Source organism: Morganella psychrotolerans (assembly GCF_001676055.1).
Taxonomy (GTDB): Bacteria; Pseudomonadota; Gammaproteobacteria; order Enterobacterales; family Enterobacteriaceae; genus Morganella; species Morganella psychrotolerans_B.
In genome coordinates this window covers 431,622-450,241 of record NZ_LZEX01000001.1, presented here as the reverse complement: position 1 = coordinate 450,241, position 18,620 = coordinate 431,622, and the positions used below count along the sequence as shown (strand labels likewise).

The following is an 18,620-nucleotide window of genomic DNA, read 5'->3' as shown; positions in this document are numbered from 1 at the left end:
ATTACATGCTGAATAACCGGGCGAGTAAAATCGGAGCCTTTTTACTGGCTCTTTTTTTCGTGTTGACCTACCTTCTGCCGATCAATGATCGTCTGCTCTGGCATCCGGATGAGACCCGCTATGCGGAAATCAGCCGTGAAATGCTGGTTCAGGGTGACTGGGTCGTCCCTAATTTACTCGATCTGCGTTATTTTGAAAAACCGGTGGCGGGTTACTGGGTCAACAACATCAGCCAGATGATTTTTGGTCATACCAATTTTGCTGTCCGTGCCGGTTCCGTATTCAGCATTCTTATCAGCACTCTGCTGGTGTATCTGATGACTCTGCGGATGTGGCGCAACCGTCATACTGCATTTGTCGCTTCGCTTGTCTTTATCTCCATGTTCCTTGTCTTCAGCGTCGGCACCTACAGTGTGCTGGACCCGATGTTTGCCATGTGGGTAATAGCCTCGATGGCGTTCAGTTTCCGTGCGCTGAAAGCCGAAAGTCTGAGGATGCAGATAACCTCCTGGCTTTTGGTGGGGGTGGCCTGTGGCATGGGTTTCATGACCAAAGGCTTTCTTGCACTGGCGATACCTGTAGTTGCCATGTTGCCGGTGATGTTATATCAGCGGCGCTTTCTTGAATTACTGAAATTCGGACCACTGGCCATTATTGCGGCGGTGCTGATAAGCCTGCCGTGGGCGTTAGCCATTCATCAGCAGGAACCGGATTACTGGCGCTATTTTATTATTGTTGAGCATTTCCAGCGCTTCTCCGGGGAAGATGCCCAGCATGCATCGCCTGTCTGGTACTATCTGCCGGTGATCCTCGCCGGTTGCCTGCCGTGGCTGGCTTTGCTGCCCGGCGCATTATCCAAGGGCTGGACAGAGCGGCGTAATAATCCGCCGATGTTTTTCCTGTTCTGCTGGTTTGTCGCGCCTTTTCTGTTGTTCAGTATTGCAAAAGGCAAATTGCCGACGTACATGCTGCCGCTGATGGCGCCGCTGGCTGTGATGATCGCAAAATACGGTGTGGATTGCGTACGCAAACACCGGATGAAAGCCCTGCAGGCAAACGGGTTACTTAACATTGCCTTTGGCGCGGTAGCTGTTATCGGGCTGATTATTGCCAGTTATATGGTAAAAAAACCGCTTTATCAGCCGGAAGAGTGGTCAAAAGTGGTTCTCGGCATTGTGGCGTTCACCATCTGGGGCATTATCGGCTATCTCTGTTATCTGCTCAAAGCAAAACACTGGCTGTGGGCGGCATCCTGCTCTCTGGTGATCAGCCTGACGTTCGGCAGTGCAATTCCGAATCATTCGGTTGAATCGAAACTGCCGCAATCTTTTATCCGCCAGCACATGACTGAGCTGGAACAAAGTCCGTTTATTGTGAGTAACAGTGTCGGCATTGGTGCCGGTCTTGCCTGGGAACTGAAGCGAGGTGATATTTACCTGCTGAATAACTCAGGTGAACTGACCTATGGTCTGCAATATCCGGATAGTCAGTACCGTCTGCTGAACAGTGATACCTTTGCGCAATGGCTTGCAGAAACACGCAAAAAAGGGCAGGTCGCACTGCTGGTGACGGATAAAAACAATACCTATGATGCCAAACTGCCGCCTGCCGACAAGCGGGTGGAGAACAGTCGCCTGACACTCTATATCTATGATAAACAGAAATAAGGTGTGTCAGTGACCGAGCAAATCATCTTGTTAATCATTGTCAGTTTCCTGACCTGCGGCGGGCAGATTTGCCAGAAGCAGGCGGTGGATATCTGGCAGTCTGCGCAGGAAAATGCAAAGCGTAAAGGCCTGTACTGGCTGATATTTGCTGTTTTCCTGCTCGGGCTGGGTATGTTGCTGTGGCTGAAACTGTTACAGGTAATGCCGCTGAATATTGCCTATCCGATGCTGAGTATTAACTTTGTGGTGGTCACACTGGTTGCACAATTTTTGTATGGTGAGCGCGTTACCCGTAAGCACTGGTGCGGTGTGGCAGCGATTGTCACCGGCGTTATTCTTATGGGTGCGGGGCACTGATGCGGGGCTATCTCTGGGTTATCGGCAGTGTGCTGTTTGTCACGGCGGCGCAACTGCTGCTCAAACTGGGTGTGATGCAACTGCCTGATATTGCGCTCAGCACACAGTGGCTGGAGTTCCGCTGGTTGTTATCACAATGGCAGCCGTTTGCCATTGTATTTGCCGGGTTGACGGGGTACGTGCTGTCGATGGCCTGCTGGCTGTTTGCCCTGCGGGATCTTCCCCTGAATAAAGCGTATCCGCTCATCAGCCTGAGTTATGTTTTTGTCTATCTTCTGGCGGCATTTCTTCCCTGGTTCAATGAAGGTATTTCCCTGATAAAAAGTACCGGAATTATTTTTATCCTTTCCGGTGTCTGGCTTATCCATAGTAAAGATAAAGTAGTGAAAGATAAGTCTATGTAATAAATAGATATATAACCGTAATCTCCTTGTGTTGTCAGGTTAACGGCCAGTTCCGCGGCTTTATCAGGTGTGCCGTAAAACCTCGGCCTTCAGGCCGGGGATATAAGGCACGGTTTTCTACCTAACTGGGTGTTTGCTGTTGCTCAATGTATTGCCGGATGATGGATATTGGCGCTCCGCCGCAACTACTGGCAAAGTAACCTGGAGTCCACAGGACGCCTTTGTAGTAATAACGTGCCGCAATGTCTGGGCGATCACGACGAAGCAATCGACTAGACACTCCTTTGAGGCTGTTAACCAAACTGGATACCGCTAATTTTGGTGGGTAGTTGACTAGCAAATGAACATGGTCACCTTCACCGTCCATCTCGACCAGTTCAACATCAAAATCGGCGCATACGCTGTTGAAGTAGCTCCGTAGCTTCTCAATAGCATCCTGATCAAATATTTTGCGTCGATACTTGGCAACAAACACCAAGTGAGCATGCATCAGGAAAGTACAGTGTCTTCCTCGACGAATATCGGTTTCTTTTGTCATAGGCCAAAAATATAATCTTCCATATGAAACGACTACAAGCCTTCAAATTCCAGTTAAGACCCAATGGTCAGCAAGAGCGTGATATGCGGCGCTTCGCCGGGGCTTGTCGTTTTGTATTCAACAAATCACTGGCCTTGCAGAACGAAAACCATGAGGCGGGTAAAAAATACCTTCCCTATGTAAAAATGGCTGCATGGTTGGTTGAGTGGAAAAAAACACCTGAATCCCAATGGTTGAAAGAAGCGCCATCTCAGCCTTTGCAGCAAGTGCTAAAAGATCTTGAACGCGCCTATAAAAACTTTTTCCAGAAACGAGCCTCATTCCCACGCTTTAAAAAACGCGGTCAGAATGATGCGTTCCGCTATCCGCAGGGCGTAAAACTCGATCAGGACAATAGCCGAATTTCCTTGCCAAAACTGGGCTGGATTAGCTACCGCAACAGCCGTCAGGTTGTGGGTGAGGTGAAGAATGTCACTGTCAGCCAGTCATGCGGCAAGTGGTATATCAGCGTCCAGACAGAATATGAAGTCACTGAACCGGTTCACGCCTCCACGTCGATGGTGGGACTGGATGCGGGGATAACAAAGCTCGCCACGCTGTCCGACGGCACTATCTACCCGCCTGTAAACAGCTTTAAAGCCAATCAGAAGAAACTCGCCAGACTCCAGCGTGAAATGAGCCGTAAGGTGAAGTTCAGCAACAACTGGAAGAAGGCCAAACGCAAAGTACAAAACCTGCACTCTCATATCGCAAACATCCGGCGCGACTACCTTCACAAAGTCAGCACGACAATCAGCAAAAACCACGCAATGATCGTCATTGAAGACTTGAAGGTAGCCAACATGTCAAAGTCGGCTGCGGGTACGGTAAGCCAGCATGGGCGCAACGTCCGTGCAAAATCAGGCTTAAACCGTTCGATATTAGATCAGGGTTGGTACGAACTGCGCCGCCAGCTTGAGTACAAGCAGCTCTGGCGAGGTGGTCAGGTGCTGGAAATTAATCCAGCCTACACCAGTCAGAAATGCGCCTGCTGTGGTCATACAGCGAAAGAAAACCGCCAGTCACAAAGTAAATTTGAGTGTCTGGAATGTGGATACAGGGAGAACGCCGATATAAACGGCGCTCGTAATATTTTAGCGGCAGGGCATGCTGCGTTAGCCTGTGGAGAGATGGCAGCTTTAGGCCGCTCGGTGAAGCAGGAACCCGCCGAAGTGAGTCAGACTTCGGTCTGAACACTGTAGGAATCCTCGCCCTTTAGGGCGGGGAGGATGTCAATAAGATATCGTTACCGTTAAGTCCGTATTAATTTTCCTCCAACCTTTTTCCGTTATAACAAAAATACTTTACGGCACTGTGAATTATTATTCCCGGTGTCGGTCTTATTTGTGCGTTGCCGGAACGTTATGCATGTGTAACGCCATTAATTAGTTTGTCTGCCGGAGGTTGTTGTGGATGTGAATTACCCTAAGTCAGTGCCGTCAGTCGGTTATCCTTCAGCCGTAATGTGGACCGGGCTATTCTTACTCTTTGTTGTTATTACCTATTTTCTGCCTTTGGAATTCCGGTTTCTGTGGCAGCCGGATGAAACCCGTTATGCGGAAGTCAGCCGGGAGATGCTGAGCAGCGGTAACTGGGTTGTGCCGCATTTGCTGGATGTCCGCTATTTCGAAAAACCGGTTGCCGGTTATTGGGTTAATAACCTCAGCCAGATGCTGTTTGGTCATACTCAGTTTGCGGTGCGTTTCGGTGTCCTGTTCTCAACTATGGTCAGCACACTGCTGGTTTACCGGCTGGCGGTAAAAATGTGGGGTGATAAGGCTATCGCCCGTACCGGTGCACTGCTTTATGTCAGTATGCTGCTGGTATTTTCGCTGGGAACATACAGTACGCTGGATCCTATCCTGACGATGTGGGTAACACTGGTTATTTACCTGAGTTACGGTCTGATTGTTGCACAATCACGCAGGGCGCTGTCAGGCTACTGGATAGCGTTCGGGCTGGCATGTGGTATGGCACTGATGACCAAGGGTTTTCTGGCGCTGGTGCTGCCGGTGATAGCCCTGGTACCTATCCATATTTTTTACCGGCGCTTCAAAACAATGCTCTGCTATTGCTGGATGGGTATTGTTGCTGCCGGCCTTATTGTATTGCCGTGGGCGTTGGCTGTGTACCGGGCTGAGCCGGATTTCTGGCGCTATTTTGTCGTTGTTGAGCATATTCAGCGCTTTATGAGTGAGAATGCACAAAATCTGTCACCATTCTGGTTTTTTGTGCCGATTTTATTTGCCGGCGTTTTACCCTGGAGCGGATTTTTATTCGGGGCATTAAAGCAGGGCTGGCAACAACGCCATGAAAATAAACCCTTGTTTTTTCTGCTTTGCTGGACAGTATTGCCGTTTTTATTTTTCAGTATCGCGAAAGGCAAATTACTAACCTATATTTTGCCGGTGATAGCTCCGCTGACATTGCTGATGGCGGCCTATATTCATACACTGATAAAAAAACAGTCGGTAGCTATATTTAAAATTAATGCGTGGGTAAATATTATTTTTGGCTGCTGCGCCATAATCAGTTTGTTGGTGATTAATAACCTGGAAAATACCCTGGTTTACTCAGCAGAAGAGCGCGGGAAATTTATTATCGCGATTGGTGTTTTTATTTTCTGGATAGCCGTTTCTGTTCTGACACTGATAAAAGGATGTCGTTACTGGATGCTGGCAGCATTTTGTACCCTTGCCATCAGTTTATGCGCGGGTTCAATATTACCAAACCGGACAGAGCGGGCGAATCTGCCGCAGATATTTATTCAGAATAATATGGATATACTGAAATCATCCCGTTATATCCTGGTTAACAGCGTCGGTGTCGGAACGGCTGTGGCCTGGGAATTAAAACGCAGCGATATTTATCAGTTTGATCGGACCGGTGAACTGAAATACGGGTTGAGTGAGCGTTATCCGGATGCAAAATCAAAATTTATTTCTCATAATGATTTCGAATCCTGGCTGGAAAATGCCCGTAAAACAGGCGACGTCTCGCTGATATTACGCGATCGCCACGGCATTGATGAAAACGATGTTGTGCCCGCGGATAAAGTTATTACAGACGACAATCTGATGTTACTTTATTACCGTAAAATGCCTTAACTTCCTGTCGTATGACGGATATATGCTCTGAATATTGACTTTCACCCGCAGATATCAATACAGTATGCGGGTTGAAAGTCAGTTTACATACGGGAATGAGAATATGAAAATGCTGTGCCGTTGTCTGCTTTTTGTTTGTATATTAGTAGTCGTCGGCTGCTCATCATCCCCGCGTAAATATCACGCACCGCCGGTTAAAACTGAATTATCCGACCCGATAATGGTGATTGCCCAATTACGTGAGCAATTATCACAGTGGCATGGCACTCCTTATCATTATGGCGGAATGGATTTAAACGGCATCGATTGCTCTGGTTTCGTTTACCGGACTTTCTTTGATCGCTTCGCTATTTCATTACCCCGGACAACGAAAGCACAGACAACATACGGCACCCGTATTGATGTTGATGATCTTCAGCCCGGCGACCTGGTTTTTTTTAAGACCGGCAGCGGGGAAAATGGACTGCATGTGGGTATTTACGATTCAGACCGTGCATTTATTCATGCATCCACCGGTAAAGGTGTTATGCGTTCGAGCCTTGATAATATTTACTGGCAAAAAGTATTCTGGCAGGCGCGCAGGTTGTAATTTATCTCACGGTATACTCCACGTAATGCCAAAATCACCGGGGTAAATATGCTATCGTAATGGCAGCTTATTTTTCCGGGAGACAACATGACATCGCTCCGTCTTTTTATTTCTGATTCTTATGATCCGTGGTTTAACCTTGCTGTTGAAGAGTGTATTTTCCGGCAAATGCCTGCGGATCAGCGCGTTCTTTTTTTTATGGCGCAATAACGACACGGTGGTTATCGGGCGGGCACAAAACCCGTGGAAAGAGTGTAACACCCGCAAAATGGATGCTGATAATATTAAATTAGCCCGGCGCAGCAGTGGCGGTGGTGCTGTATTTCATGATCTCGGTAATACCAATTTTACCTTTATGGCAGGAAAACCGGAATATGATAAAACGGTTTCCACCAATATTATTCTGGACGGGTTGTCCCGGCTGGGTATTTCCGTTTCTGCATCCGGGCGTAACGATTTAGTGGTTGAAACCGCTGACGGGGAACGGAAAATTTCCGGTTCAGCGTATCGCGAGACAAAAGATCGCGGTTTTCATCATGGCACGGTATTAATTAATGCCGATCTGAACCGACTGGCTGATTATCTGAATCCGGATCCGAAAAAATTACAGGCAAAAGGTATTACATCCGTTCGTTCGCGGGTGACTAATCTGGCTGAAATACTGCCGGGTATTGACCATGACCAGGTATGCGATGCAATTAAAGCGGCATTTTTTGATTATTACGGTGAAAATGCTGAGGCTGAGCTCATTTCTCCGCAATCTCTGCCGGACTTACCCGGTTTCGCGGAAACATTTGCAAAACAAAGCAGTTGGGAATGGAATTTCGGTAATGCGCCGGCATTCAGTCATTTACTGGATTCCCGCTTTAAGTGGGGCGGCATTGAGCTGCACTTTGATGTGGAGCGCGGCATCATTACCCGCGCACAGCTTTTTACGGACAGTCTTGACCCCGCACCGTTAGAGGAATTCGCGACATTATTGACCGGGGAACGGTACAGTTCAGACGCCGTAAGTAACATTTTGTCCGATCTTGAAAACCGTTATCCGGACAGGGCAGAGGAATTGCAGCAGCTAAAAGATTGGCTGAAAACAGAACTGCAATAAAAATATCCCCGTTTGTCGCTCAGTGGCGGACGGGGATAATTTCACGCTTTCAGAATGCTTTGCAATCCATAAAACGTTTTGTTTCCGGTAACTGACCATTATCCCGGAATTTTGCCGGGGTGGTATTGAAGTGTTTTTTAAAGATTCGGGTAAAAGTTGCCTGTGAGCTGAAGCCATATTGTAACGCGATGTCCAGAATTGACATATTATTGTCACGCAGGGACTTAGCGGCTTCCAGCAAGCGGCGTTTACGGACGTACTCACCTAACGTGCATCCCTTGATATCTTTAAAAATGCGCTGAAGATGCCATTTTGAATAACCACTTTTATCCGCAATAGTATCGATTTTAATCCCTTCATTACGCTGTAATTGGGTTTCCAGCCATTTGATGATGTCGTTCACTACACTTTCTGACATGTTTGCCTCCCGAAGCGGGCTTACAAAATAAATAAATTTTGAGTATCGATATATCTTATTAACCCTATTTTATGAATTTTCCAAGAAATGTGTAGGCAAATCGTGCCTTTCATGACTGATTCTCATTATCAGAACAATAGGCAAAACCAATCGCTGAATCTTCAGCATATAGCACCATATGTTACCAAAATTAATTTTCAAATCGATAGAATCTGCCGATTACAAATAAAATTCAGGATAGTTATGTCACAGCAATTTCGTTTCCTTTTTGGCGCGATGGGGCGCTTTTTTTTTATTGGCACTGATCATGGCAGCCAGTACCAGCTTACTCTTTATTGATATTCTTGTTCTTAAGAATGACTTAGGGGAAGACTCAGCAACGGAGATAGTTGCTGAAATAATGTTACTGGTGGTTGTCGTCTTGTTTACCCGCAAGGGTATTCGTGAGCCGGAGTATCGCGCCGGTTTTTTTCTGGTAGCAGGATTCTTTGCCTGTATGCTGATCAGAGAGTTGGATCAGTTGTTTGATTACATTGCTCACGGCGCATGGTTCTGGTTTGCGGCACCGCTGGCCGCAGCGGCAGTATTGTATGCGTTGCTGCATCCCCGCACAGCAACCGGCGGGTTGTACCAATTTGTTTCTCACCGCAGTTACGGCATGATGGTTACCGGTTTACTGATCGTTCTGGTTTTTTCCCGGTTGTTTGGCATGGGGATATTATGGCGCGGTATGATGGGGGATGATTTTAACCGGCTGGCAAAAAATCTGGCAGAGGAAGGGTGTGAACTGCTCGGATATACTCTGTGTCTGCTTTCTGCAGTCATTTTTTACCGTACAGCGACCGTCCCGGTAAAAAATGACTGTACGGAATAATATCTAAGGATTCAGATAGATGCGCGGTTTGCCGGTAACAGGATGTATATCCGTCATCAGTGCCGCTTTATAAACCCCGGTCAGCCGCGGCGTATCCAGTACCTGTTTCGGTTTACCTTGTGCGGCAATAGTGCCGTTATGCAGCAAAATAATGTGGTCTGCATAGAGCGATGCCAGGTTCAGATCATGCAGAATACAGCAGACAGCCAGCGGGCTGTTTGTTGTCTGCTGTTTCAACATCCGCAGCAGGGATTGCTGGTGATAGAGATCCAGTGCAGCGGTGGGTTCATCCAGAAAAAGCAGACAGGGTTTGTGTGATGTATCACCCAATTGCATCAGTGCCCGCGCCAGATGAACCCGTTGTTGTTCTCCGCCGGAAAGTGCATGCCAGCGCCGGGCCAGTAAAGGCTCACAGGCGGTCAGGTTGATTATGTTCTGTAATACATGCGGTTTCTGCGGTAAACAGCCCAGGGTAATTATATCCCTTACCGGATAGGGAACGGAAATCCGCGTATGCTGTGTCATGACAGCGCGGATGTGTGACAGAGCATCAGCTGACCATGACTGTAATGGTCTGTTCAGAATAGTAATCTGCCCGCAATCTGCGGCATGATAGCCGCTGAGTAACCGCAGCAATGTCGATTTTCCGGCACCATTCGGCCCGATAATCGCGGTTATTTCTCCGCAGTTCAGTGTTAACGAAACATCCCTGATGATGTTTCGTTTCCCGCTGGTAAAGCTGACATTACGTGCAGTAAGTAGCGGGGCAGGAAGGGCACCCATATTTTTACACATATTATTCTTTCACCGAAAAAATCAGCCACAGGAAGTAAGGTGCGCCCAGTAATCCGGTTAGCAGCCCGACAGGTATTTCAGCCGGCATCGCCAGTGTCCGCGCAAGTGTGTCTGACAGCAAAAGCAGCAGAGCACCGCCAACTGCCGAGGTGAACAGCAGCAAATAATGATGATATCCGAATATCATCCGCATCAGGTGAGGTATAACCAATCCGATAAAACCGATTACACCACACAGGGCTACCGCGATACCTGCCAGAAAAGCACTGAGCAGTAATACCCGCAGTTGTGTTTGCCGGATATTAATACCGGCGTAATGTGCTTCTTCTTCACCAAGCTGGATAAGATCGAGTGAACGCGATAACCGCAGAGCGATATAAAAGGCCGGTATTGATATTATCAGTGCGGGCAGCAGCAATGACCAGCTGATATGCCCGGTGGCTCCTGTCATCCAGAGAGAAAATTGCCGCAGTTGCTGGTCGTCACTTACATAGTTAAGCATCCCGACAAATGACATACCGATAGCGTTGATGGCAATGCCGCACAGCAACAGGCGGAGCAACGGCTGGCGTTGCCTGTTGAGCATAAAGATAAATCCGGTAATGCAGAGTGCGCCGGTGAAAGCCATAAAAACAGGCAGATACATAGCGGTATAACCGGACAGATGTGGCGCAATAAAAACAATGCCCAGCGCTACCATTACGGCCGCTCCGCTGCTTATGCCTAACAAACCCGGGTCGGCCAGCGGGTTACGGAACAGCCCTTGCAGCAGCACTCCGGCGGTTGCAAGGGCTGCACCGGTTAATATTGCCAGCACAACGCGCGGCAGACGGACAGAAAACCAGATTTGCCAGAGCTGCGGGGTTATCTCTCCCCGCAGAAAAGCACCTAATGAAACCGGTAATCCGCCGGTATTCATGGCAGTAAAGGTCATGGACAGCAGCAAAAATAACAGAAAAGCGCTGTGTAGCCGGTGGCGGGATTGCCGGTTCATCGTGAGGCTGTCTCCTCCATTGCACGGCGAAGCTGATGCAATGTTGCCGGCGTCTGTAATCCGAAACCGAGAAACCCCATATCATCAACAATCAGTACTCTTTTTTTCTGTCCGGCAGGGGTCTGAGCCAGTCCGGGAAGTTGCCACAATGCCTCTGCGTTACCCCGTGAAAGCAGCCCGCTGCGGGTGATCACAATAAGATCCGGTTGTGCGGCGATCATACCTTCCGCAGATAACGGGCGGTAGCGCTGAAATGTGGTGATTGCATTTTGCCCGCCGACACTGCGGATAATGTTGTCTGCGGCGGTATTCTGACCGGCGGCTAATGGCGCGGTACCGCTGTGGCTGAGCAGAAACAGTACTTTTACCGGTAATGGTGTCCGCGTTACGGTGTCCAGCTTATTACGGATGTCTGCAATGAGTGGTTCTGCTTCAGTTTGCAGCGTCAGTGCATCGGCAATCTGTCCGATTTTTGTGGTAATTGCATTCAGGTCAGGTGTGGCACTGATAGTGATAACCGGTATGCCGGCAGAATTTACCTGTTTCAGAACGGCAGAGGGGTAAGCCAGTTCGCTGGCGAGGATCAATGATGGCTGCAATGAAAGCAGTCCTTCAGCATTCAGCAGGCGAAAATAGCCGACATCCGGCAATTGTTTCACTTCCGGCGGGTGTTCGCTGGTGGTGTCGCGGGCGATAACCCGGTCTCCGGCACCAAGTGCGAACACAATCTCTGTCACATCACCGCCGAGCGTTATTATGCGGGGATGTTCGCTTAACGCGGAAGAACAGGTAAATAACAGAATAAGCAGAAGGAGCGATCTCATGCGGCGGCCTCATCACCCGGGGTGTCTGACAACTCAGTCAACAGTGAGTGTATCTGTGTCCGCCACACGTCCTGTTCAGGTTCACCTTCAGTACGCTGTCCGAATAACTGAGCAATCTGCTGCCCCTCTGCATCAAACAGTTCCAGGCTGGTGACAATACCGTCTTTTGTGGGTTTACGGGTTATCCAGGATTCTGCAATGGCAGATTCGACCAGATGAAGGGTAAATTCAGGATTGAAAATATTGATCCAGCGTTGTTCATTTTGCGGGCTGATATAAGGCTCAGTGCGGGCAACGGTACCGGTAAAAATCTGCACACAGCCCCGGTTGGCGACAAACACCATTATGTCATTCTGCTGTGCCGTACAAAGAGCCAGTATGCGGGATAATGCATTGTTATCCACGCGCTGGGCCAGAGTGCTATCCACATACCGGAATGCCTGTAACCGGCTGATATTGAACTTTTTTAACAAAATAAAAAACTGATGGACATCGGACATTTGCTGCCAGGCACGGGTAAATTCGGCCTGTTGTTCCGGGGTCAGTGTCGTGTGAGCCGGAACCGGCAGTGGTTCCGGAGAGATTGCCGGATTATCTGTAGCGCGGAACTGTTCTGTTATCTGCTGCCAGATATCTGTATTCGTGGCAGGAGTGGTATAAATTTTATGAACCGCATCACCGTGGCTGTCAAAAAACTGAATGCTATGGCGCAGACCACGGGCTGTTTTTTCCTCAAAAGCAAACACGGTTTTCCACTGCGACAGGAAAAAGCGCAGATCCAGCCCGTAAGGTTTGAGCAGCAGGCAGGCGTGTTGACCAAATTGGGCATTATCATAGGTGCCGAGGTGTTCATGAACAGCATAGTTGTTGCGCGTCAGCCCTTTTAATTCTCCGGCGGTGGCAAGTGCACGGAAGATGTCCGGGATATCCGGTGTCAGCCGGTGTGTGTCAAAACCGGTGCGGCAATGTGCCAGTTCCGCTTCTGATATTCCCATGAGTGCGGCAATGTCACGGGCATGGATAACGGTTTTCTGTTCTTTCAGGGTGAGATAGCGGGTGAGCTGTTCACTGTGCATGGCAGATCCTTACTGTTTATACCAATGCGGCTTTATATCCGGACTGATATGGATATTGTTCAGGAGTGAGCATCATGGTGCGCAAAGCGACAGCAGCAGATGCAAACTCTGTGTATGAGTGTCACACAATAAAGTCAGCTGGCTGCCCGGAAGGAGTGGGTGGCTTGCAGGTGGTATTACTTTGTCAGGATCAGTTTTCCGTTTTTTGTCTGACGGAGATGATATTCCTCGTTCTGATGCTGAATAATAAATCGTAATCATGGTTAGTCATTGCTCGTCACGAATTATTTAAAATATCATCGTATCTTAATGAATTTAATAAAGTATATTTCACTCTCATAATCACGGGTAGTCATTGGTTGTCACCACTAATCACTCAGCAACATTAAAAATGTGTACATGATTGTGTACATGAAATATCATTATTCTATGTTTTTTAGTGGAGTAAAGGTAATGGCTTTAACCGATTCATGGTTGCGTTCAGCCTCTGGAAAGTCTGCGGAAAAAGCGGTAACAAAAGCAGATCGTGATGGGCTATCTGCGCGGGTAACCCCAAAGGGAAAAGTAATATTTCAGTTCAGATATCGCTGGAATGGAAAAGCCGAGCGGATGGACATCGGAACCTATCCGGCAACGAGCCTGAAAGAAGCCAGAGAGTCAGCGCTTATTTGTCGTGGCGAACTGGAGCAGTTGCGTAACCCAAAGGTAGTCAGGCAGATGAAAGTTCAACTGGCTGTCACTGCGAGAACGACAGAGGCTGTTATCCGTGAGTGGTGGGAAAAATCACTGAAAAATAAACAGGTGAATGCAAAGCAGATCCTGAGAACATTCGAGATACACGTATTCCCAAAAATTGGCAGTATTCCGCACAATGAGACTGATTTATATCTGTGGCTGTCATTGGTTGAAAATGTAGTAAAAGTATACCCTGCCATCGGTGGGAAGATATTGCAGTATGCTAAATTGGCACACAGTTGGGGGATACGTAGGGGCATTATAAAAAATAGCCCATTATCTGATGTAACAACTGCTGATGTAGGGGTTATCGCAAATCAGGGCGACAGGGCGCTATCAGAGGGAGAATTAAAAGTATTATTCTCACTTATTGACGCTCCGGGTTACAGTCTGAGAAATAGATACCTGGTTAAATTATGTTTGCTGTTCGGGTGTCGCGTGGGTGAGTTGATAAAGTCCAAAGTCAGTGATTTCGATTTTGATACTGGTGTATGGGTTATCCCACCTGAAAATCACAAAACCGGCAAAAAAAGTAAAAAGCCAATAGTGCGCCCGATAACTAAGGTAGCTGAAGAATTCATCCGTGGACTGATCTCACTTAACGGTGGTAGCAACTATATTTTACCGTCTCCTAGTGGCGGGCACATGAAGCCGGGCGGGCATATATATATCAGTACGCTTCTAAATAGAAAAATGGCATCACATTTTGAAAACTATCAAACATGGTCGATTCATGATCTGCGGAAAACAATGCGCACCGGAGTGTCTGATTTAACGATGCCGCATGTGGCTGAAATTATGTTGGGTCACAAGCTGCCCGGAGTGTGGCAGGTGTACGATAAGCACACCTACCTTGATGCACAGCGTGAAGCGTATGAGAAGTGGTGGGATAAGGTCACTCGAATTGTTTACCATTCTCCCAATCAAGAATGTCCTGCTTCATAAAAACGAGCTCTTTTGATTTATAGCGCGGGCGGGGGAACCCCTCGCGCCGCTGCTTCCCATTACCAGCCCACAGACGGATCGTGTGTGGTTTAACCTCATATCTGGATGCCAAATCACTGGTTTTAAACCAGGGTGATTCTTTTTCGAGTAACTCCGTCATTTCTCTGTCTCCTTGCTATACCCGTTCACCAATACTTCTTTTGCCACCACATCAGGTGTGCCTTCCCACTTTGCCTCAAAAATAATACCGTTCAGGTGGTATTGACTGAGGTCATCCAGCGTTTTCGGCAGTGTGTCAACAGGCAAGCCATTAAGTACAGTGTCGCCTGTCTGAGCAACCGCCATTTCTATAATTTGCTCAGTGGTAAAATCCGTCTTCCGGTAACCGGCATTCCAGACAGCATCCGTGATATCAGACGGGTCGTGACCGGCGGTTGTGACAATTTTCACCAGGTGCAGATCAGTCGTCTCCATTTATCACCTTCCTGTTTTTCTGAACTTTCTTTTTCTTCTTCATTGCCGGCGTTAATTTCGGTGCAACGACCTGTGGTGCTGGTGGGCGGGGAAGATATATTCCCGCTCTGATGTAATACCGCTGGCGCATGTTGTAGATAAGCTGCTGTGTATAATCACGGCCGTCATCCACATGATGGATAGCTTTAATCAGCGGGTCGTCGTATATGCCTACATCGTAGTCTTCTTCCTGCTGGCTCATAGTGACGCCTCCCGGCTGATAATTTTGTAAGCGCGGCGGACGTGATTTTGTTTGCCGTAAATCACCGTTGTCCTGAAAAACACACCTGCAGATGTTTCGTGTACCGGTGCATGGAGCAGGGCGGTATCAACCAGGCGGATCAGCTTCCGGCGTTCGGTGATGAAAGAATGGATCACCACCTTGGCTATGTTGCCGTTTGAGATAAATTCAATATTCATTCATCCCCCATATCTTCATCACAGGCGGCGCGGCATAAGTCGAAATACTCCGGCATAACCGCCATAGCAACCAGTTGTGGATCACCGAATATTTCATTAGTCAGTGGACCCATATTGAACAGGACGGTTCTCCCATCTTCAGTACACATGGCATCCACAACACCAGCACCGAACATGAGATAAGGTAATGCCAGGTATTTAGCGCTAACCGGCGGCATAGTGGTTTTTACAAACTCACTTTTCAGAAAAAAATTCAGGTCAGGGAATTGTGCCGAAACAGGCGTTAATACGGATTTTGCAATCGGTATAAACTCTTCCGGTTGCGCTTCACGGTAATGCACAGCGACACAGAGACCATCATCAAGCACCTTGATATCAGTAAATTCAGCGTCATCAGGGACGGGATCGTTAAACTGCACAGTGATATCGTGGTAAAAATGCGCATTGTGCTTCATGCGAACCAGGGTGTGTCCGTTGGTTGACTCGATAAATTCACCGTTAATATGAACGGCTTTAGTTACCGGTCGCGCGTCGTCGTTTGCAGCGATCAGCGTAAGCGCAGCGCGCAGTAATCCGGCATCAATGAATGGTAATTTGGTTTTCATGCTTTTTCTCCCGTTTCACGCTGATTCCACACGCGCACTACAGTTTCCAATGAGTCTTCCGGCTGGCTGGAGCCGCAGCAATCACAGCGAACAGCAAACAGGTGCTCACCATCCCAGCCGGTGCTGGTCAGTTCGAGATTGTTATTGCCGCAGAAGGGGCAAGGTTGCAGTTCAATCTCACTGCGTGGTGGACACATATCGATTTCAGCCATTGCACTGGTACCGAACCCGACCGGAACCACAGCATAAAGCGCGTGATTGGTTGAGGTGAATTGTTCCTCTTCCAGATCTGCCTGTACTCTCTCTATGGCCGAACCTGCATCCTGAGCCGTCACTGTTATTGTCAGCGCGTGACGGTGTCCGCACGGATAATCACCCAGGTAAGTTACTGCGTATTTTGTCATTTCCATTTTCATCACCTCACTTCACACCAAAGAGTTTTTTCAGATCTACGCCATGTACTTCAAGCCATGCCTCAGCAGGCCATGCTTTCACCTGTCCGAAGCGCGGATCATGGGCGATGTCCGGAACGATCCCGCGTTCTTTGCACCACTTACGCATCGGATATGGGCTGTATTCCTTACCCGTCAAATTCTGAACAGCGGCAACGGTAGCCTGTCTTGTGCTTTCACCCAGTCGTTCTGCCAATTCCCGATTTTTGCGAGTGGCGGCACTTAATTTTCCGAGTGCTGATGCTTCACGGCTACGGCTTATTTGTGATTTGGTGCGCTTAGCTTCCTTCAGCTCAACAGACAGATGGTTACTTTCTTTTTTTGCCTCTGCCCACGCTAGCGCGGAGGAAACAGGGTCTAAAAAGTTTGGCAATCCCATTGCGGTCGGGTCTGCCTGTACAATCTGAACCGGGCGGAAGTAGGCGTTTTCCATTTTTTCAAAGAATGACCAGGCTTCGTCGCTATCAACGATTTTTGACATGCGGGCTGCGCCTTTTTCAGTCCATAAAATCTGCTGGCTTGTGTGCTTATTAACCAAGTGAACATCTTTCACTAGGTTCCGATATTCTTTGAGTTCGTCGCCCTTTAGGGTGTGGATATGCACTCCCTCAATAAACCGGTCGCGATTGTTTGAGAGGTTTTTCCGGATGTTGTTATCATCGACACCATACCCGGCTGCCAGTGTTTCGGTTGTTACAACGCGGACACCTTTCCATTCGATAACGGGTAGGGCGGCTGCATCGATCGTGGCTAATTTATTTTTCATAGGTTCCCCTTAATGAATGGTCTGGTTTGCTCTGGCAGCGGTCAGCCGGTGGGCTGCGTCGATGAGCACAGAGTCGATAAAGTCACGCATCCACGTGCTGCCTTCTTCTTTTTCCTTTAATTCATTCCCGGTATAGAGCCGCCATAGTGCAAAAACACCGTCTTCGGATTCATCCAAAATCACCTGCTCGATCTCATTAATGAGAATCCGTTCAATAACCCGTTCGCTTAGGTCCATGACGATATCTTTATGGCGGAATGCAAAGGTTTCATTTATTCCTGGGCCGAATCGTTCCATGCACGAAGTTAAATATCTGTTGGCAATAATGTTTCTTTTATTACCGACCATATATTCAGCAAACTCTGTAATTTCCTCCTGTGTCAGAGGCATGTTGGCTTCAATCCCTTCCTTATTTAATAAAAACTCAGGAACATTTTTGTCTTTCAGAAATTCAATTATTTCATCAATGGTCATTTCTTTATCTTTATCGTTCATTACATACCTCCGAGATTTTAATTTTTGATTTAACCAAGAAACTATTTATTACCGGCCCCCTGCGGTGAATTTGTTCAGAAATTAATTCTGTTATGAAGCTGATAAACATCTCCCCGTCCGGTGTGATGTTTCCATTTTTATTGTAATAGTCAGCGTAAGAGTTAATTATTTGCTGCTCTGTATAACCGGCATCCTTACATGCTTTATTTTCATAAAGTGTTATCAGCGCCTGTGTGAAGATTTCATTGTCTAAATCAATCTGATATTTCACACCATCAACAGAGCGTTTAAACGATGCTGACTTTCCTTTCTTTTTTAAATGGTCAAAGAAAGCGTTAACGAAAGACTTCCGGCGGTTATATAAAAGGCTGTTATTTTCCATAGCGTGATCCCTGAAATTCAGATGTGGAATTCCCCAGCGCAGGCGCTGTAATTTAAATTAATTTAATTGTTTGTTATTTATTTTGTGCGGTAATAAGTTCTTTTAATAATGATTGTGATTTTGCATTTGCTGATTGATATTCTTTTTCCAGCTTGGCAATTTCTTTTTCTGCTTTTAATTTTTCAAGCAGAGATGAAAGCACGTCTTCCTTTAGATTCATGAAAGGAAAGGTTGGCTTGCCGCGTCGTTTTGCTTCAGTGCCATCTTCCAAGGTAACAAGGTTATCTGGTTCATTAGTTGGGACACCGGTTCTTCTGAACTCACGTTCGGTTAAGATGCAAGCCAGCTTGTTCAGCGCTGCCCGTTCGGTCAGGCGGGCGCATGGTGCACCATTAATGATATACACAGGGCGCATTTCGATAGTGATCTCACCCTTTGATGCCTTTTCGATTGCTTCAAATTTATTAGCCATGGTTTATTTTCCTAAGTTAAAAAATGCAGATATACGATTTCCAATTTC

General features: G+C 47.5%; 24 protein-coding genes and 1 pseudogene. 10 read left to right on the top strand and 15 right to left on the bottom strand.

Translation table 11 applies throughout. The features are described 5' to 3' along the window. Positions 1-5 precede the first annotated feature (5 nt). The 3 genes from arnT (AYY17_RS02115) to arnF are packed head-to-tail and all read left to right on the top strand — an operon-like array spanning position 6 to position 2,428. Positions 6-1,667, top strand: coding sequence for a lipid IV(A) 4-amino-4-deoxy-L-arabinosyltransferase (gene arnT / locus AYY17_RS02115; protein ID WP_067420892.1), 1,662 nt, complete (start codon positions 6-8; stop codon positions 1,665-1,667). A 9-nt stretch (positions 1,668-1,676) separates the two neighbouring features. Next, a complete protein-coding gene (gene arnE / locus AYY17_RS02110) occupies positions 1,677-2,024 on the top strand; it encodes a 4-amino-4-deoxy-L-arabinose-phosphoundecaprenol flippase subunit ArnE (protein ID WP_067420890.1) in 348 nt (115 codons plus the stop codon). Next, positions 2,024-2,428, top strand: a complete 405-nt coding sequence (gene arnF, locus AYY17_RS02105; protein WP_067420888.1) for a 4-amino-4-deoxy-L-arabinose-phosphoundecaprenol flippase subunit ArnF — start codon at positions 2,024-2,026, stop codon at positions 2,426-2,428. The genes arnE and arnF overlap by 1 nt, the downstream gene beginning before the upstream one ends. A 121-nt stretch (positions 2,429-2,549) precedes the next feature. Here the strand turns inward: arnF and tnpA are convergent, their stop codons facing one another. Further along, on the bottom strand, positions 2,550-2,966 hold the full coding sequence (tnpA, locus tag AYY17_RS02100; protein ID WP_067420886.1) for an IS200/IS605 family transposase: 417 nt from the start codon (positions 2,964-2,966) through the stop codon (positions 2,550-2,552). 23 nt (positions 2,967-2,989) lie between these two features. On the opposite strand from tnpA, the gene AYY17_RS02095 reads away from it, so the two are divergent. The 4 genes and pseudogenes from AYY17_RS02095 to AYY17_RS02080 all read left to right on the top strand — a co-directional run bounded on the left by AYY17_RS02095 (position 2,990) and on the right by AYY17_RS02080 (position 7,806). Then, a complete protein-coding gene (locus AYY17_RS02095) occupies positions 2,990-4,198 on the top strand; it encodes an RNA-guided endonuclease InsQ/TnpB family protein (protein ID WP_067420884.1) in 1,209 nt (402 codons plus the stop codon). 216 nt (positions 4,199-4,414) lie between these two features. After that, positions 4,415-6,112 (top strand): lipid IV(A) 4-amino-4-deoxy-L-arabinosyltransferase, encoded by a 1,698-nt coding sequence (arnT, locus tag AYY17_RS02090; RefSeq protein WP_082981226.1) that lies wholly within the window; start codon positions 4,415-4,417, stop codon positions 6,110-6,112. Between the two features lie 103 nt (positions 6,113-6,215). Next, complete coding sequence (locus AYY17_RS02085; protein WP_067420882.1) at positions 6,216-6,701, top strand: C40 family peptidase; 486 nt, start codon at positions 6,216-6,218, stop codon at positions 6,699-6,701. A gap of 87 nt (positions 6,702-6,788) precedes the next feature. Continuing rightward, a pseudogene (locus AYY17_RS02080) lies at positions 6,789-7,806 on the top strand (lipoate--protein ligase A). Positions 7,807-7,855: 49 nt separating this feature from the next. Here AYY17_RS02080 and AYY17_RS02075 read toward each other — a convergent pair. Continuing rightward, positions 7,856-8,224, bottom strand: coding sequence for a helix-turn-helix domain-containing protein (locus tag AYY17_RS02075; RefSeq protein WP_067420880.1), 369 nt, complete (start codon positions 8,222-8,224; stop codon positions 7,856-7,858). Positions 8,225-8,531: 307 nt separating this feature from the next. On the opposite strand from AYY17_RS02075, the gene AYY17_RS02070 reads away from it, so the two are divergent. Further along, positions 8,532-9,098 carry a hypothetical protein gene (locus tag AYY17_RS02070; RefSeq protein ID WP_067421301.1) on the top strand — a complete coding sequence of 189 codons (567 nt, stop codon included), beginning with the start codon at positions 8,532-8,534 and terminating at the stop codon, positions 9,096-9,098. A 3-nt stretch (positions 9,099-9,101) separates the two neighbouring features. Here AYY17_RS02070 and AYY17_RS02065 read toward each other — a convergent pair whose 3' ends face one another. The 4 genes from AYY17_RS02065 to AYY17_RS02050 are packed head-to-tail and all read right to left on the bottom strand — an operon-like array spanning position 9,102 to position 12,787. Continuing rightward, positions 9,102-9,893, bottom strand: coding sequence for a heme ABC transporter ATP-binding protein (locus tag AYY17_RS02065; RefSeq protein ID WP_067420878.1), 792 nt, complete (start codon positions 9,891-9,893; stop codon positions 9,102-9,104). A 1-nt stretch (position 9,894) separates the two neighbouring features. Further along, positions 9,895-10,887 carry a FecCD family ABC transporter permease gene (locus tag AYY17_RS02060; protein WP_067420876.1) on the bottom strand — a complete coding sequence of 331 codons (993 nt, stop codon included), beginning with the start codon at positions 10,885-10,887 and terminating at the stop codon, positions 9,895-9,897. Further along, positions 10,884-11,711, bottom strand: coding sequence for a heme/hemin ABC transporter substrate-binding protein (locus tag AYY17_RS02055; protein ID WP_067420874.1), 828 nt, complete (start codon positions 11,709-11,711; stop codon positions 10,884-10,886). Before AYY17_RS02055 ends, AYY17_RS02060 begins: the two co-directional genes overlap by 4 nt. Continuing rightward, positions 11,708-12,787: a hemin-degrading factor gene (locus AYY17_RS02050; protein WP_067420872.1), complete on the bottom strand. Its 1,080-nt coding sequence runs from the start codon at positions 12,785-12,787 to the stop codon at positions 11,708-11,710. The genes AYY17_RS02055 and AYY17_RS02050 overlap by 4 nt, the downstream gene beginning before the upstream one ends. Positions 12,788-12,861: 74 nt before the next feature. On the opposite strand from AYY17_RS02050, the gene AYY17_RS22755 reads away from it, so the two are divergent. Then, positions 12,862-13,044, top strand: a complete 183-nt coding sequence (locus tag AYY17_RS22755; protein WP_067398255.1) for a hypothetical protein — start codon at positions 12,862-12,864, stop codon at positions 13,042-13,044. Positions 13,045-13,198: 154 nt separating this feature from the next. Beyond that, positions 13,199-14,467 (top strand): tyrosine-type recombinase/integrase, encoded by a 1,269-nt coding sequence (locus AYY17_RS02040; protein WP_412778998.1) that lies wholly within the window; start codon positions 13,199-13,201, stop codon positions 14,465-14,467. Positions 14,468-14,623: 156 nt separating this feature from the next. Here the strand turns inward: AYY17_RS02040 and AYY17_RS02030 are convergent, their stop codons facing one another. From AYY17_RS02030 to AYY17_RS01990, 9 genes are all read right to left on the bottom strand, one after another. Beyond that, positions 14,624-14,941: a hypothetical protein gene (locus AYY17_RS02030; RefSeq protein WP_067420868.1), complete on the bottom strand. Its 318-nt coding sequence runs from the start codon at positions 14,939-14,941 to the stop codon at positions 14,624-14,626. After that, the gene (locus AYY17_RS02025; RefSeq protein WP_067398252.1) at positions 14,928-15,182 is read right to left on the bottom strand and encodes a hypothetical protein; all 255 of its coding nucleotides are present in this window, start codon (positions 15,180-15,182) and stop codon (positions 14,928-14,930) included. Before AYY17_RS02025 ends, AYY17_RS02030 begins: the two co-directional genes overlap by 14 nt. Further along, entirely contained in the window at positions 15,179-15,400 is a 222-nt protein-coding gene (locus tag AYY17_RS02020) for a hypothetical protein (protein WP_067420866.1), read from the bottom strand. Before AYY17_RS02020 ends, AYY17_RS02025 begins: the two co-directional genes overlap by 4 nt. Continuing rightward, the gene (locus tag AYY17_RS02015; RefSeq protein ID WP_067420864.1) at positions 15,397-16,005 is read right to left on the bottom strand and encodes a hypothetical protein; all 609 of its coding nucleotides are present in this window, start codon (positions 16,003-16,005) and stop codon (positions 15,397-15,399) included. The genes AYY17_RS02020 and AYY17_RS02015 overlap by 4 nt, the downstream gene beginning before the upstream one ends. Beyond that, positions 16,002-16,415, bottom strand: coding sequence for a Lar family restriction alleviation protein (locus tag AYY17_RS22045; RefSeq protein ID WP_067420862.1), 414 nt, complete (start codon positions 16,413-16,415; stop codon positions 16,002-16,004). Before AYY17_RS22045 ends, AYY17_RS02015 begins: the two co-directional genes overlap by 4 nt. A gap of 10 nt (positions 16,416-16,425) precedes the next feature. Continuing rightward, complete coding sequence (locus AYY17_RS02005) at positions 16,426-17,223, bottom strand: ORF6N domain-containing protein (protein WP_067420856.1); 798 nt, start codon at positions 17,221-17,223, stop codon at positions 16,426-16,428. 9 nt (positions 17,224-17,232) lie between these two features. Further along, positions 17,233-17,718, bottom strand: coding sequence for a hypothetical protein (locus AYY17_RS02000; RefSeq protein WP_067420854.1), 486 nt, complete (start codon positions 17,716-17,718; stop codon positions 17,233-17,235). Beyond that, positions 17,708-18,100 (bottom strand): hypothetical protein, encoded by a 393-nt coding sequence (locus AYY17_RS01995; protein WP_202906367.1) that lies wholly within the window; start codon positions 18,098-18,100, stop codon positions 17,708-17,710. Before AYY17_RS01995 ends, AYY17_RS02000 begins: the two co-directional genes overlap by 11 nt. 73 nt (positions 18,101-18,173) lie before the next feature. Continuing rightward, positions 18,174-18,572 (bottom strand): hypothetical protein, encoded by a 399-nt coding sequence (locus tag AYY17_RS01990; RefSeq protein ID WP_067420852.1) that lies wholly within the window; start codon positions 18,570-18,572, stop codon positions 18,174-18,176. Positions 18,573-18,620: the final 48 nt, after the last annotated feature.

Excerpts from the sequence above, each read along its gene's own strand:
- AYY17_RS02050 (WP_067420872.1), bottom strand. The coding sequence starts at position 12,787 with ATGCACAGTGAACAGCTCACCCGCTATCTCACCCTGAAAGAACAGAAA.
- AYY17_RS02025 (WP_067398252.1), bottom strand. The coding sequence starts at position 15,182 with ATGAGCCAGCAGGAAGAAGACTACGATGTAGGCATATACGACGACCCG.
- AYY17_RS02020 (WP_067420866.1), bottom strand. The coding sequence starts at position 15,400 with ATGAATATTGAATTTATCTCAAACGGCAACATAGCCAAGGTGGTGATC.
- AYY17_RS02085 (WP_067420882.1), top strand. The coding sequence starts at position 6,216 with ATGAAAATGCTGTGCCGTTGTCTGCTTTTTGTTTGTATATTAGTAGTC.
- AYY17_RS02060 (WP_067420876.1), bottom strand. The coding sequence starts at position 10,887 with ATGAACCGGCAATCCCGCCACCGGCTACACAGCGCTTTTCTGTTATTT.
- AYY17_RS01995 (WP_202906367.1), bottom strand. The coding sequence starts at position 18,100 with ATGGAAAATAACAGCCTTTTATATAACCGCCGGAAGTCTTTCGTTAAC.
- AYY17_RS01990 (WP_067420852.1), bottom strand. The coding sequence starts at position 18,572 with ATGGCTAATAAATTTGAAGCAATCGAAAAGGCATCAAAGGGTGAGATC.
- arnT (WP_067420892.1), top strand. The coding sequence starts at position 6 with ATGCTGAATAACCGGGCGAGTAAAATCGGAGCCTTTTTACTGGCTCTT.
- AYY17_RS02005 (WP_067420856.1), bottom strand. The coding sequence starts at position 17,223 with ATGAAAAATAAATTAGCCACGATCGATGCAGCCGCCCTACCCGTTATC.
- AYY17_RS02075 (WP_067420880.1), bottom strand. The coding sequence starts at position 8,224 with ATGTCAGAAAGTGTAGTGAACGACATCATCAAATGGCTGGAAACCCAA.
- tnpA (WP_067420886.1), bottom strand. The coding sequence starts at position 2,966 with ATGACAAAAGAAACCGATATTCGTCGAGGAAGACACTGTACTTTCCTG.
- AYY17_RS22045 (WP_067420862.1), bottom strand. The coding sequence starts at position 16,415 with ATGGAAATGACAAAATACGCAGTAACTTACCTGGGTGATTATCCGTGC.
- AYY17_RS02070 (WP_067421301.1), top strand. The coding sequence starts at position 8,532 with ATGGCAGCCAGTACCAGCTTACTCTTTATTGATATTCTTGTTCTTAAG.
- AYY17_RS02000 (WP_067420854.1), bottom strand. The coding sequence starts at position 17,718 with ATGAACGATAAAGATAAAGAAATGACCATTGATGAAATAATTGAATTT.
- AYY17_RS02065 (WP_067420878.1), bottom strand. The coding sequence starts at position 9,893 with ATGTGTAAAAATATGGGTGCCCTTCCTGCCCCGCTACTTACTGCACGT.
- AYY17_RS02095 (WP_067420884.1), top strand. The coding sequence starts at position 2,990 with ATGAAACGACTACAAGCCTTCAAATTCCAGTTAAGACCCAATGGTCAG.
- arnF (WP_067420888.1), top strand. The coding sequence starts at position 2,024 with ATGCGGGGCTATCTCTGGGTTATCGGCAGTGTGCTGTTTGTCACGGCG.
- AYY17_RS02030 (WP_067420868.1), bottom strand. The coding sequence starts at position 14,941 with ATGGAGACGACTGATCTGCACCTGGTGAAAATTGTCACAACCGCCGGT.
- AYY17_RS22755 (WP_067398255.1), top strand. The coding sequence starts at position 12,862 with ATGGTGCGCAAAGCGACAGCAGCAGATGCAAACTCTGTGTATGAGTGT.
- AYY17_RS02055 (WP_067420874.1), bottom strand. The coding sequence starts at position 11,711 with ATGAGATCGCTCCTTCTGCTTATTCTGTTATTTACCTGTTCTTCCGCG.
- AYY17_RS02015 (WP_067420864.1), bottom strand. The coding sequence starts at position 16,005 with ATGAAAACCAAATTACCATTCATTGATGCCGGATTACTGCGCGCTGCG.
- AYY17_RS02040 (WP_412778998.1), top strand. The coding sequence starts at position 13,199 with ATGAAATATCATTATTCTATGTTTTTTAGTGGAGTAAAGGTAATGGCT.